This is a genomic window from Endozoicomonas arenosclerae, from assembly GCF_001562015.1.
In the GTDB taxonomy this organism is placed as follows: Bacteria; Pseudomonadota; Gammaproteobacteria; order Pseudomonadales; family Endozoicomonadaceae; genus Endozoicomonas_A; species Endozoicomonas_A arenosclerae.
Map to the genome: position 1 here is coordinate 1 of NZ_LASA01000086.1, position 12607 is coordinate 12607.

Below are 12607 nucleotides of genomic sequence, written 5' to 3' on the forward strand. Positions count from 1 at the left end.
CAATTTGGATTTATAAAAGCCAGGTATCGAGGTTTGAAGAAGAATGACAATAAACTGTCTACTTTATTTGCCCTGGCGAATATTGTTCGACTGGATCAAATGATCCGGGCACAGGGTTAGTCCGCCCTGAAGTCACGAAAGTGGCTAAATATCATACAAATAAGGGGTTGAGACCTCTGATTTCAGTCCTACTTCGAACTCGATTCAAGAAGGGAAGTAAATTAGAGGTTATTCGCAGGTTCCCTAAACGACACATAGCCTTGTATCAATCCCTGAGGCAGCAGAGAGCCAAACACCATCAAGGCCAGACCACCATTCAATAACCAGAATACCCATAAAAGTAATGTGTCAGACCACCCCTGATGCCTTAAACCTCGAAGACAAAAGAGCATCATGCCAATACCAAGCATGCCATAAACACCAAACAATGCTGCATGGCCATGAGTGGGTGTAGTTTGAAGCCCTTGAAGATAATAAAGAGCCAACGGTGGATTGATAAGAAAGCCCAGAACCCCTGCGCCCACCAGATTCCAGAAGGCAACAGCCAAAAAAAACATTAAAGGCAGCCTGTACTTTGCCACCCATGGAGAAGCCTGTTTAAGTTGCCAGTGATCGTGGGCATCAAAGGCAATCAATGCCAGAGGAACTACTTCCAGCGCTGAAAACACCGCCCCCAATGCCAGAACAGACTCAGGCGTACCCGAAAAGTAGAGATGATGGAAGGTTCCAAGCACTCCCCCTCCCAGAAAGACAGCTGTAGAAAAAATCACATAAATTGCTGCTGTTCTCGCTCGAATCAAACCAATCTTCACGAAGATCCAGCTAACCCAGGCAGCGGCAAAGACTTCAAAGACTCCCTCAACCCATAAATGCACCACCCACCAGCGCCAATATTCGGCCAGTGTCAGATGGGTATGGCGGTCATAAAGCAATCCCGTTCCATACAACAAACCCACTGCAGCAGAGGACAGGAGCAATAGAAGGAGAAGATGCCCGTCGTCTTCCTTACGACAAATTGCTGGTAAAATACCCCTGGCCATTAAGCCCAGCCAGATCAAAAGACCCAGAAAGATCAACCATTGCCAGAAACGTCCAAGATCCAGAAATTCATACCCCTGATGACCAAACCAGAAGTTGATCACCGGGTCATTAATCAACCCCTGAATCGCAGCCCATTCGCCAAAAAGAGAGCCCACCACGGCAACCACTAGCGCCAGCAGTAACAGCCATACACCCAACGCCTGAAATTTCGGTTCTCTGCCAGCAATCAAAGGAGCCGCATACAGCCCTGCACCTAACCAGGCTGTAGCAATCCATAATACAGCTAACTGCACATGCCAGGTTCTGGTCAGTGAATAGGGAAAAAGTTCTGACAGAGGAATACCATAAAAGTCCTGCCCTTCCACTGCATAGTGTGCAGTTACTGCTCCCAGGACGATCTGAAAACCAATCAACAGAATGACAATCCAGAAATAGCCGGTTGTGGCTCTCATGGAAGCGGTGGGTTGAATGGATTCTAATGGATCAGTGGCTGCGTAGCCTGATTCGGGAACCAGGTCGTCCTCCCAGGTAGCCCTCTGTCTGTTAAAGAACCAACACAGAACACCAATAGCAGCAATAAGAATGACAACTGAAATAAATGTCCACAAGAATGAGAAGGCGCTGGGCGTATTGTTAACCAGTGGTTCATGGGGCCAGTTATTGGTGTAGCTGACCTTGTCATCGGGTCTTTGGGTGACAGAAGCCCAGGCAGTCCACCACCAGAAGGATGAAAGTTTCAGAATCGCCTGGTCGGGGTTGAGACCCAGGGGCTTTTCCTGAATAGCGTAGGCAATTCTTAACTTGTGGAAGTCCATTGAGTTATTTGCACCAAACAGACCCAGGTAGTGTTTCTGAACCGAACGAATAGCGCGCTCTCTTTCATCTGAAAGAACAATAACGCCAGTTTCAGGGTTATAAGTGTTGACCTTCAGCTCAGACCCCAGAATCGCCGAATATCGAGCCAACTGAGGTTCAGTCAAAGCACTGATTTTTCTCCCCGAACGACGCTCAATTATGGCCTCCGCTTCACGATGCAGAAAATCCGCCGTCCAGTCCGGTGCAAGGTATGCTCCATGCCCCCAGACAGAACCGAGCTGCATACCACCCAGACTTCTCCAGACATCCATACCTTCCTGAATGTCCTGCCGGGTAAATAAGACCTGACCTGTGCTGGTTACTACTTTCTCAGGAACCGGTGGCGCCACCTGATAAAGTCGCCCTCCCACTAAGAGCAAAACGACAAAGGAAGCAAAAACCAGAACAAAAAGAATCCACCAAAGCCGTGGCAGGGTAAATGTACGACGGTAATCCATAAACCTCTCCACACTTCAATCTGAAAGAAAGAAATATAAGCCCTATCTCGAAACAAGACGTTGAACGATGAAAGGATAGATGAATCCGGTTTATGTCGTATTTATGAATGCATAGTACAGTACACAGCATTTTGATAAACGCTGGAAAATCTCATAACCATCAGAGGCTGTCTAGTGTAGGATTTTAAAATCAGCACGAGTGTATAATCGTAAGGACATATTGCTCTAGCAGCACTGAAAACGGGATTTGAAGGATATCGACAGTACTACTTTATGGATAAGAAGCAATTTATTACAGAAATTGAAAGAAGGTTAAGAGAACTGTTCAGTGCCTCAAAGCGTTCTCAAAGACTACCGAGTTCAGTAAAACATCGCTGCGAAGGCTTTATGCACGCCGGTGTTTTTATGGGTCTGGTGACCAACGATGAGTTAGAGACGTTGATGGAGCAGATTCATCTGGATATTTTTGGAAAAACCATTGAGCAAGCCAAACGAGATAAAGCCTATCTTTGGCAGGAGGAAGTGACTGACTACAGTCTGTATGACTCGCCTCCCAAAGCTCGTGGCATGGTCAAAGGCTAATAGGCTGACAAAACCCTGAAAAGGGTTAGCAAGAACGCTTAATCACCCAGCCCCTAAGACTCACCTTTGACTATCACGATAGAACCATCTTGAAGCTTGGTCTGACTGGTGCCATTGCATTTTTTGCAGATAATTGAGGCAACCATTTTTACTGCCTTCAGAAATCAATGATTTGAACTGTTGCCAGATGTTAGTAGTGACCAAAAACCCTTCCTAGCTTTATTTCCCTTAAACACAAAAAAGGCAACACCCTGAGGTATTGCCTTTTCGGCTTCACATTACATGAAGCAAGTAAGCTACATTATTGCAGCTCAGTCCTTACAGAGGACGGATGTCTTCAGCTTGAGGACCTTTCTGGCCTTGAGTTACGGTGAACTCAACGCGCTGGCCTTCAGCCAGAGTCTTGAAACCGTCGCCAACGATCTGACGGAAATGGGCAAACACGTCAGGACCGTTTTCCTGAGCGATGAAACCAAAACCTTTCTCTTCGTTGAACCACTTAACAGTACCGGTAGTAGTAGACATAATCATATCCTGAATTTTCTTAAACAAAGTTGCCTGTCGCGTTCCTCAGTAATCTGATTCACAGCAACAAAGACAGTAAAGCTAGAAGTTTTGTTATTACTTATGAAGAACATGACGAGCTACTACGCTCGGAACATCAAATCTATACATAAAGAATCAAACACACTTATAACGTGGTGCTCATTTTACATGACTTCGAGCTATCGACAATAAGTATAAGCCAATTATTAACGACGACAATAGCTTAATTGCCATTATTTCTACCTATATGCTCTGTTCCAGTTCAAGAGTTTGTACCATTCGACCAATATCTGCTTTGATGATGTTTGAACAACACAACCTCTGCCAGCCAAAAAAACGAACCAACGTACTGTTTTAAAAAGAAAAACCAAAGTGGAGGAAATGGGACCTCAGTTCCTCCAGAAAACCCGAGAAGAGAGAGAAACCAAAAGAGACAGAAAGGAAAACGGGGAACAGGTCGGTTTTACAGTACCGAGGAAAAAGGCGAAAACCCTATATACGTAGGGCAAAACGAGAAAAACCCTGTAGACGACAGCCTACAGGGTTTTTGATATATGGCGGACCGGACGGGACTCGAACCCGCGACCTCCGGCGTGACAGGCCGGCATTCTAACCAACTGAACTACCGGTCCGCTGCATTTTTCACATGATGCTTAGTTGCATATCATGCGGTCACGCATTCTCTTTCGAGAAAATGGTGGGTGATGACGGGATCGAACCGCCGACCCTCTGCTTGTAAGGCAGATGCTCTCCCAGCTGAGCTAATCACCCGACTTCTCTGCGCGGTGCGTTGCGCTGAAGTGGGGCAAATATTATGTAGATCAGGTCAAAGTGTCAAGGGGAAAAACACGACAAAATTAGAACTTTAGTACTCTATAACGTAAATTTGTGGATCTCTGGTCATCGTTCCCCAGATGACAAGGTAATTGGAAAAACCAAAAGCTGAGCAAAAGGTTTAAATCGATATCAGTGTCAGCTTTTTCCCTCAGAAGAATAACCCGAGTCAAAGCCAGCATCAGAAGATGCACCGCCATCGCTACTCTTCACATTGGAGAAATCTCTGGGAGGAATAGGTAGATCCAGTTTTTGAGCATCAGAAAAAGCACTTTTGATGCCTTCTGCGATAAAAAAATTGGGGGACTCTGCAGCATCTCCCACTGAGATACTTTGGCCAAAGACAATATCAACTTTAGGATTAACGAGCTTTTTCTTACGGAGATCGAATACTGCCTTGCTCAAGCTGGATTTTTTCAAGCTCCTTTCTGTCCTCCCTTCCTGTTCAATAAATTTCAGGTCTTTAAGCTCAGTAGCAACTCCAACGCCAGAGACCTTCCTGGAAAACGCTATACGACAGACAAGGCGCACCCACTCCAATTGCATGTCAGGATCCAGATACTTTGGAAACTGGCCTGCAATCCAGACTTTATCTGAATCCTTATGGGGCTTTTGAAGCGTTGTTCTTGGCACAAACCCACTCCACCATTCGAGATCATTTAGCTGAGCCAACAGATCCTGATCATAATATTTCTTAGTAAAGTGATTGATACCTTTATGAGTAAGTTGTTTAAAGTCTTTCGACTGAACGTATGCACAATGGCACTTACCATCATGTTCTACCGACTGTTCCTGATATTCCGTCTTAACCCCCAGTTGATCTGCAATAAGTGTTCGAGACTGACCATGAACACCATCAGCATGAACAACATTATCGAAGGCCACCTGAAAACTCCCCCCCTCACTTTCTGTATGAATCACTTGCAGCCAGGGATCTATCGCCTTCGTTCTGGCACTTTTATGGATGACAACATCTTCAGGGTATTTATGAATCGCGTACTGCTCCAGAATTCGCTGTATGACATCCGTTTGAACTTCACAACCGTCTGGAGCAGCAAGTAATAACTCCTGAAGCTTGCCAAGCGACTTATGATGCTCCAGATTAGACTTTTTTGTGTGCGAAAAAACATGAGCCTTACCCAACTCGTGCTCCAGCTCATTCAGTGACTGAAGCAAGTATTGGGTCACCGGTTGCGAAATACGCATCACACTTGAACGAATATCCCACCCTTCATCACATCGTGCTTCCAGAATACACGTCTTATGACCTTTTTTAGCCAACTCCAATGCCGCCATCAAACCTGCAGGGCCTTCACCCACCACAACAGCCTCAAAATGAGGAATACCTGCTTTTTGCAAATAATCGCATCTTTCTGAGTCCAATTGAGCTCTGGATGCAACGGTTGTCGTTGTTGACTGGTATTGATCTTGGATGGAACACTTCAGTTGATGTTCTCTCTCCGAGAGGTTTTGAGGTCTAGAAACCTTGTAACCCTTAAGGTCGGCGAGGGGTTTATCATGCTCTTTCCTGTCCAGGACCCTTTCAACAGGCCCAGTTTCCTTAAGAGTTCTGCCATCAGCGGTCAGAACCTTTTTTGTCCCAACGTCTTTTTGACTGTCATCCACAGTCTGACCACTGTATTTCTTACCATCTGTGGAGGGGGCTGTCTGGACCCAGGTTCATTAGCAACTCCCTTGCACTTATTGTTCCTGATAGAAATTCAATGGATAGACATAGAGCCAAAATGCCTCAATGAAGCGCCATTAAAGATAAATCCATTTTTAGACAACTGAATTGATAAGCACTCAATTTGCCAGATGCATATAAACCTTTACCCGGCCCTCATCCTTGCCACGGTCTATCTTCACCTGCTGAATGGTGACTTCGTAACGGGTATCCAGCGCGACCATCCAGGCCAGTAATTTCTGGTACGCAGCATCTTCAATCCAAACGCCCAACCCTTTGCGATCGGGCTGAACACGGCTCAATGTCAGATCAGCCTGTCTTGCACTGCCTGATACGACGGATGAAAGATCCTTTTTTCCGGCTGCAGTTTTCTGTTTTTTCTGAGCCATTTTTGCTGGACCAATGTTTTCTTCCATCCATTCATGGACGGATTGCTGGTAGGCAAACTCTTCTTTCTGACTTTCACTCCAGGCTGTCACCGGTTCCCATACCAAAAGGTAAACAGCGGCCACCAGCAAAAGAGCAGTCAACAGGTGTAGAGCCCTGCGGTCTTTCTCAGGCATCAACTCATATTTCGCCTGAACCTGCAGCCAGAGTGGGCTTCTTTCCAGTAGATTTGTCAGTTTCATCAGCCTCACCTGCCTATTGTCATACGGGCATTAACACCCGTTTTTGCCTGGTTGGCACTGTCCAGACGCGCGCTCAACCCGGAAGATTTAACGGCTGCCAGCAATTTATCAACCCCTTCAAGATTGTCAGCGTTTAGCTCCAGAACCAGCTTGCCCGACGCTTCATTGAAATCCATACTGACAGGCTTCAGCTTCAATTCAGGTAATGATGAGGATACAGCGGAAACCTGCTGTAACAGTGGCAGGAAAGGCTCTCCACCTGCTTTCTGTCCGGCACTCTTCAGACGACTTTCCATACGGCTTTTGAGGTTAATGCTACCTGCTGCACTGGATTGAGCTTCCAACACCTGCTGATCCTGGGGGAATACTTCCAGATACAGCGCAGCAGTATCTTTCCAATAATCCTGTGCTTTCTGATGATAAAAAACACCCTCTCCCACTTTGAGACCAAGCTCAAGCAATAACCAGACAGAAGCTACCAGTGCCAGTGGTTTCCAACGACGAAGCTTTCTGCTGGCTCTTTTTGGACACTGATAAGGCCCATGCCTCAAATCAACCAGATCGGCAGATCGTCTCGAAGCGAAATAAAGCCCGGCCAGATACTCGAAGACACTTTCTGTCAGCGGCTCTTCCTCCACCAGCCAGCCACTCTCACCCAACCAATGCTTGACCTGATCCCTCTGCTCCGTAGATAAAGGAGCAAGACCATCAGCAAACTTCATTCTGGCATTCACCAGGGAAGTGGATTCTTCTGCGGGCAGTTCTGCATCGGTTTGCATCAGGTCATCAGTGGCTTTTTCACCCCAGTGATCCAACACAAACTTCAAGGCATCATAATCAAGACAAACACTGGATTTAGCCGGTTCGGAAAGGATTACGGATTCATTTTCAAGCAACAGGTTAAGTTCTTGTGGTACTGCTTGAATAAACTGCAGCTCTGACATGACTTGTTGGGCGGAAATACCTTGCTCATCAAGACTGGCTAATAATGACTGCATCTGTTCATGAGGGATAGCAGAAACAGAAACCTGATCACTTTTACGATGCAGATAGCTGGCCAGATGCATTGACTCAATATCTTCAGCCAGCTCTTCTTCAATCATAAAAGGCAAAGCAGAAGACAGGTGCTTGCGCTGGCCACCGTTGATCGGCAACTGCTTGTGTATCACCAGTGTGCCTGGCAACAACACAACCACCTGATCAGGCATTTCGTCTTCCAGAATGGTTTCGTCCAGCTCTTTATTGTCTGACTGCTGGATAACAAACCGGACCCAGTCATTTTTTATCTGGCCCAGCTCTGAGACATGAAAATCTCCCGAGAGCTGCCCATTACCAGCAAAAGCCCCCCACTGAACTCTGGAATCAGACGCTATCCGGGAAACCGGTGGAGGTATCCGAATCAACAGGATGTTTTTCATTATTAGACCTCAGGATTCCTTCTTGGCTGTTACCCAATAATCGTTGGGTCCAATCTCACGACCGGCGATTTGAACCTGTCCTTCTGCATTTCGATACAAAAGGGTTCTTAAATAGAATGTCGTATCACGGTACGTTGCCTTGATATATGCGGTGAAATAATTGCTGGCAACATCCAGGGGCACTTCTTTGATGGCCGCCGTTTTATCTTTAAGCGCTGGTAATTTGGCGAGATCTTCCAGCTTGGCAAACCCTTCTGCACTCCGAGCATCAATAATAGTCGCTACATCCCCTTCTGTGAGTTTATCAGACAGGGCACGCATTACTTCCGGCAGTGCGGTGTTCACATTTATCTTGCTGCTATTCGGTAAAGCCGTCACCAGAGGTGCGAGCAAATCAAATTCATAGCTACCAATGCCCTGTATCAGCCTCAGCTCTGACAGTGATGCAATGGGAGCATCTGCCGTCCTTCTCGGAGGCTCCATGACCAGATAATTATTATCTTCGCCCCCCGTTTCGGTGGGCTCCTGATCCGCATCTATCCAATCCTTGATGGCAGAGGTTATCTGTACATCGAGCCCAAGGTTTTGCAGCATTTTTTGGAACATGGCATCAAATTTCTGACCATCCAGGGCTTCTGCAGCCAGCCAGTTCAAATTAAACCGGCTGGTTTCATCTACAATCAGCAGCTCAATTTCGCCCTGATCCACTGCGTACCCCACTTCCTGAACGTTCCAGCGTTCACTCTCATGATCCATGACTTTCTTTTTCTTCTTGTCGTCCTCAGCATCCTGTTCAAGAAGAAGAGCCACATATTGTTCTGCTCCCATAGCGTAGTGCCTGGCCTGAATCCGCTCCAGGTAGCGGGCATTCTTCTCAGTATGGAGCCAGAGGCTGGTAACCATCTGTGAAGCCATTAAAGTGATCATGGCGAAAATCAGCAGCACATAGATCAGGGCAATGCCGCTCTGCCTGTTAACTGATTTCATGATTCACCCTCTTCGAACTCTTCGTCCACATCATCACCCTCTTCACCGTCATCATCCGATTTAGGCGTGGGCGCTTTTTGTGTGCCTTTCTTCGACCCTTTTTGTTGTTCCTGCTCCGGCTTTTTCTGGGCATCCGAAGGCTTAAAGTCAATGGCCGGCAGCACTGTTACCAGAGATCCAAAATTCACATGCTGCACTGTCAGCTCGATCGCATGAGGCATCACCGGATCTTCCGTTTTTTTGGCTGCCGCGGCCCCTGCAGGCTGTGGCTGTGGGCCCTGAGATTGTTTTGCGGGAGGCCAACTGCTGCTCCAGCGCTTCTTCTCATCCATGAAGCGTACTTTCAGCCCCTGGACATTACGAAGAACCACCTGCCTGATCTGTACAGGATCCGGAGCACGATCCAGCATCAACCAGTAATAACGAATCAGCTCGCCTTCTTCCAAATCATAAGCCACCCGCTGCAAATTACTTCTCAGTTCCTGCAGGGGATTTCGCCAACCCGTGCGAGTAAACTCCAGGGCAAAGCCATCCCGACTGGGTGACTTGACCGCAGGCTGACTGTCACCAAACTCATCCCTTATCGGTCTGGCTGCCATCTGGAAAAGATCCTTTTCAAGGATCAGTTGTGCACGCTGAATCTCATCCAGGTTATCCAGAATCCCATCCGTCACCTGCTGTGCCCTGCTGACAGAATCAAACAGCTTGTAAGCGGCAGTACTGATCATGGCAAACAGCAGAATCGCAATCATCAGCTCAAGCAGCGTGAACCCTTTACTTCCCTTCATTTCTTGGGCTTCCTCAGATAGGAGTCCAAAGAAAACATCGAAATGTCATCATCCCCCGGTTTCTGATTCCCGACAAAAACATCCACCACAATCTTCCTGAAATCTCGCTCACTGGTGTCCCGAACGGTTTGCCTTACATACCAGTAATAACCGGCATAGTTTTCGACCTTGCCTTTTATGCCCTTATCAGGCCAGTTCTTCTCTGCCTGCATGCGGCTTAGGTATTGGTCCGCCACTTGAGCCGCCAGAACTTTCTCCTGCATATAACGGGTTTGCCGGATGCTGTTGCCATCCGCCAGCATCAGCATGGAAGCGGCCACAGCAAACACCACCAGCGCCACCATCACTTCGATCAGGGTGAACCCCCGGGCTCTAACGGACGACTTCGACATCGGACAGACCATCGGTTGTCAGCACCACCTTCTGCTTTTTATTTTCATCAGGCACCACATACAGAGAAAAAGGGGTCACCTGGTAGTCTGAATAAAACACCACACTGGGGCCTTCTTCTCTGGGCTCCAGGTAAGGAAGATCTCCTTCCGCCGTGTTCAGATAAACATTCAAACTGTCTGGCATTTTATATGGCTGGAAAGGGGTCTCAGTGATGGCTACCCACTCCTTGCTTTCAAGAGGCAACACCCACCAGTGATAGCGACCGCTCTTGTCTATAGAAAAGCCATATTCCGCGTTATCCAGTAACGCCTTGTCCCTCACCTGAGAGAAAAGAACCTGTAACCTGGCCGCCTGCTCCTGAACCGTCTTCTGAACAGTGCCAGTGATGGGACTCAACAGAGTAATACCCAGCAAGATCCCGATAATCAGAATGACAACCAGCAGTTCAACCAGGGTGAACCCCCGGCTCCTTTTCGCTCGGCTGCGTCCTTCAGGCACCGGATACTTCATTGAATCCCTGTAGCTTTGGAAGGTTAAATCTGCTATCCGGGTTGAACTCACGACTCTTCCCAGTTGGTGATATCAGCATCAAGGCCCTCGCCGCCTTCACGCCCATCGGCTCCCTGGGAATAGAGATCGTATTTGCCATGATTACCTGGCTGAAGATAGATGTAGGCATTTCCCCAGGGATCAACCGGTGCCTTTTTCAGATAACCCTCGGGATTCCAGTTTCTGGGTTCCGGAGTAATAGTTGGCTTCTTGACCAGCGCGTCCAACCCCTGATCGGTTGACGGATAAAACCCATTATCCAATCTGAACAGTTCCAGCGCCTGGGAGATCGTTTCAATATCAGAACGCGCTACTGTCACCTTGGCCTGATCCGGACGGCTGAGAATCTTAGGAGCTACCATGGCTGCCAGAATCCCAAGAATCACTACAACCACCATGATCTCAATGAGGGTAAAGCCTCTTTGTACCTGTCTTGTCATCATTTTCACGACCTCTTCAATGGATTCCGTACCTAAGAAGTGGACCCACTGCCGCCACTTCCAGAGAAATCTGGGCCAGTAGCCGCAGACCCCGTCCTGTACGTCCTGTTTCTACCTGTATGAACATTGCCAAGGAGCAGGCCCTGTTCGTTGTCAGTTCAATAACTGGTTCATATTCAAAATCGGTAACAGAATGGCCAGAACAATCACCATGACAACCCCTCCCATAACCACAAGCATCAAGGGCTCAAACAGGCCAAGCAGTAGTGAAATTCGACCATCGAGCTCCATCTGCTGATTCTGTGCCGTTCTGTCCAGCATCTCGTCCAGTTCACCGGTGGATTCACCGCTCCCGATCATATGAAGCATCAAGGGGGGAAAGTATCCGGTTTCTGCCAGCGCACGGTTGAGACTGGAACCTTCACTGACTCTTCTGGCAACGCTTTTTACCGCTTCACAGATCGCCCGGTTATCTATGACCTGAGACGCGATGACCAGAGCTTCTACGAGAGACACACCACTTCGGGTCAAAATGCTGAGCGTGCTGGCAAAACGTGCGGCGCTGAGGGTTTTGCTGAATCGTCCCAAAATGGGCAAACGCAAAAAGAAACGATCCCATGACATACGAATGGGAGGCTTTTTCAATGCCTGCTTGAAAGCTACGACCCCAAAGAAAATGATGCTGAATATGAAGGGCCAATAGGCCTGGAAGCCTTCACTGGCCGCAATCAGGGCAACGGTAATACCCGGCAGCTCCTGCCCCGTATCAACAAACACTTTCACCACATCCGGTACTACATAGCCCAGAAGAAAACTGACGATGCCCAGGGCCGCCACCAGCAAAATGATGGGATAGAGCAGCGCCTGCTGAATTCTCTGAGTGGATTTCATTCTGGCTTCGGTGTAATCAGCCAGCCTGTTAAGCACCTTGTCGAGATAACCGGCATGCTCACCAGCCGCCACAGTGGCTCTGAACATCTGGGGAAAGATATGGGGAAAGTCTTCAAGACTCTGGGCCAGTGTGTAACCTTCCAGAACCCTTGAGCGGATCGCCAGCAACATATTCTTCAGTCGACGTTTTTCCTGTTGAGAGGCCACACCATACAAAGCTTCCTCAACGGGCATTGCGGCCTGAATCAAGGTAGCTAACTGACGAGTCAGCGTGGCCAATTCCACGGCTGAGACCCCTCTCTGGAATAATGTCGACACTCCAGAGGCGGTATTTCTCTTCTGCTGAGATACCGGACTGACTGAGAGCGGCGTCCATTCCCTGTCACGCAGCATCTGCCGGACATGCCGGTTACTGTCTGCTTCCAGAGTTCCCTTATGCTGTTTGCCCTGCTGGTCGAGGGCGATGTATTCATATGCAGCCATGTCGTGCGGTTATCCGCCTCCGATAC

12 protein-coding genes, 2 tRNA genes and 1 pseudogene are annotated in these 12607 nt (G+C 48.0%); 2 read left to right on the plus strand and 13 right to left on the minus strand.

The window, feature by feature from the left end; all coding sequences use genetic code 11:
- A pseudogene (locus WG89_RS32120) lies at window positions 1-120 on the plus strand (IS5/IS1182 family transposase); the annotation flags it as partial.
- A 101-nt stretch (window positions 121-221) separates the two neighbouring features.
- On the opposite strand, the gene WG89_RS12910 reads toward WG89_RS32120, so the two are convergent.
- Complete coding sequence (locus WG89_RS12910) at window positions 222-2354, minus strand: nitric-oxide reductase large subunit (RefSeq protein WP_062266705.1); 2133 nt, start codon at window positions 2352-2354, stop codon at window positions 222-224.
- 273 nt (window positions 2355-2627) lie between these two features.
- Here WG89_RS12910 and WG89_RS12915 point away from each other — a divergent pair, with 273 nt between their 5' ends.
- The gene (locus tag WG89_RS12915; protein ID WP_062266708.1) at window positions 2628-2936 is read left to right on the plus strand and encodes a hypothetical protein; all 309 of its coding nucleotides are present in this window, start codon (window positions 2628-2630) and stop codon (window positions 2934-2936) included.
- Between the two features lie 318 nt (window positions 2937-3254).
- Here WG89_RS12915 and cspE read toward each other — a convergent pair whose 3' ends face one another.
- From cspE to gspF, 12 genes are all read right to left on the minus strand, one after another.
- A complete protein-coding gene (gene cspE, locus WG89_RS12920) occupies window positions 3255-3461 on the minus strand; it encodes a transcription antiterminator/RNA stability regulator CspE (RefSeq protein ID WP_062266710.1) in 207 nt (68 codons plus the stop codon).
- 576 nt (window positions 3462-4037) lie between these two features.
- Window positions 4038-4114: transfer RNA gene (locus WG89_RS12925), tRNA-Asp, on the minus strand.
- Window positions 4115-4177: 63 nt separating this feature from the next.
- Window positions 4178-4253, minus strand: a tRNA-Val gene (locus WG89_RS12930).
- 201 nt (window positions 4254-4454) lie between these two features.
- Window positions 4455-5942: an FAD-dependent oxidoreductase gene (locus WG89_RS12935; RefSeq protein WP_062266713.1), complete on the minus strand. Its 1488-nt coding sequence runs from the start codon at window positions 5940-5942 to the stop codon at window positions 4455-4457.
- A gap of 180 nt (window positions 5943-6122) precedes the next feature.
- The gene (gene gspM / locus WG89_RS12940) at window positions 6123-6632 is read right to left on the minus strand and encodes a type II secretion system protein GspM (protein WP_062266716.1); all 510 of its coding nucleotides are present in this window, start codon (window positions 6630-6632) and stop codon (window positions 6123-6125) included.
- A gap of 5 nt (window positions 6633-6637) precedes the next feature.
- On the minus strand, window positions 6638-8050 hold the full coding sequence (gene gspL / locus WG89_RS12945; RefSeq protein ID WP_062266719.1) for a type II secretion system protein GspL: 1413 nt from the start codon (window positions 8048-8050) through the stop codon (window positions 6638-6640).
- A gap of 9 nt (window positions 8051-8059) precedes the next feature.
- On the minus strand, window positions 8060-9037 hold the full coding sequence (gene gspK / locus WG89_RS12950) for a type II secretion system minor pseudopilin GspK (RefSeq protein WP_062266722.1): 978 nt from the start codon (window positions 9035-9037) through the stop codon (window positions 8060-8062).
- Window positions 9034-9825, minus strand: a complete 792-nt coding sequence (gspJ, locus tag WG89_RS12955; RefSeq protein ID WP_062266725.1) for a type II secretion system minor pseudopilin GspJ — start codon at window positions 9823-9825, stop codon at window positions 9034-9036. Before gspJ ends, gspK begins: the two co-directional genes overlap by 4 nt.
- Window positions 9822-10217 (minus strand): type II secretion system minor pseudopilin GspI, encoded by a 396-nt coding sequence (gspI, locus tag WG89_RS12960; RefSeq protein ID WP_062266728.1) that lies wholly within the window; start codon window positions 10215-10217, stop codon window positions 9822-9824. Before gspI ends, gspJ begins: the two co-directional genes overlap by 4 nt.
- Window positions 10198-10728 carry a prepilin-type N-terminal cleavage/methylation domain-containing protein gene (locus WG89_RS31675; RefSeq protein WP_062266731.1) on the minus strand — a complete coding sequence of 177 codons (531 nt, stop codon included), beginning with the start codon at window positions 10726-10728 and terminating at the stop codon, window positions 10198-10200. The genes gspI and WG89_RS31675 overlap by 20 nt, the downstream gene beginning before the upstream one ends.
- A gap of 47 nt (window positions 10729-10775) precedes the next feature.
- Window positions 10776-11210: a type II secretion system major pseudopilin GspG gene (gspG, locus tag WG89_RS12970; RefSeq protein ID WP_062266734.1), complete on the minus strand. Its 435-nt coding sequence runs from the start codon at window positions 11208-11210 to the stop codon at window positions 10776-10778.
- Between the two features lie 150 nt (window positions 11211-11360).
- Window positions 11361-12581, minus strand: a complete 1221-nt coding sequence (gspF, locus tag WG89_RS12975) for a type II secretion system inner membrane protein GspF (RefSeq protein ID WP_062266737.1) — start codon at window positions 12579-12581, stop codon at window positions 11361-11363.
- Window positions 12582-12607 lie beyond the last annotated feature (26 nt).

Bases quoted from the DNA above. Each gene is read 5' to 3' on its own strand.
- WG89_RS12910 (WP_062266705.1), bottom strand. From the start codon at position 2,354: ATGGATTACCGTCGTACATTTACCCTGCCACGGCTTTGGTGGATTCTT.
- WG89_RS12915 (WP_062266708.1), top strand. From the start codon at position 2,628: ATGGATAAGAAGCAATTTATTACAGAAATTGAAAGAAGGTTAAGAGAA.
- cspE (WP_062266710.1), bottom strand. From the start codon at position 3,461: ATGTCTACTACTACCGGTACTGTTAAGTGGTTCAACGAAGAGAAAGGT.
- gspM (WP_062266716.1), bottom strand. From the start codon at position 6,632: ATGAAACTGACAAATCTACTGGAAAGAAGCCCACTCTGGCTGCAGGTT.
- gspL (WP_062266719.1), bottom strand. From the start codon at position 8,050: ATGAAAAACATCCTGTTGATTCGGATACCTCCACCGGTTTCCCGGATA.
- gspK (WP_062266722.1), bottom strand. From the start codon at position 9,037: ATGAAATCAGTTAACAGGCAGAGCGGCATTGCCCTGATCTATGTGCTG.
- gspJ (WP_062266725.1), bottom strand. From the start codon at position 9,825: ATGAAGGGAAGTAAAGGGTTCACGCTGCTTGAGCTGATGATTGCGATT.
- gspI (WP_062266728.1), bottom strand. From the start codon at position 10,217: ATGTCGAAGTCGTCCGTTAGAGCCCGGGGGTTCACCCTGATCGAAGTG.
- WG89_RS31675 (WP_062266731.1), bottom strand. From the start codon at position 10,728: ATGAAGTATCCGGTGCCTGAAGGACGCAGCCGAGCGAAAAGGAGCCGG.
- gspG (WP_062266734.1), bottom strand. From the start codon at position 11,210: ATGATGACAAGACAGGTACAAAGAGGCTTTACCCTCATTGAGATCATG.
- gspF (WP_062266737.1), bottom strand. From the start codon at position 12,581: ATGGCTGCATATGAATACATCGCCCTCGACCAGCAGGGCAAACAGCAT.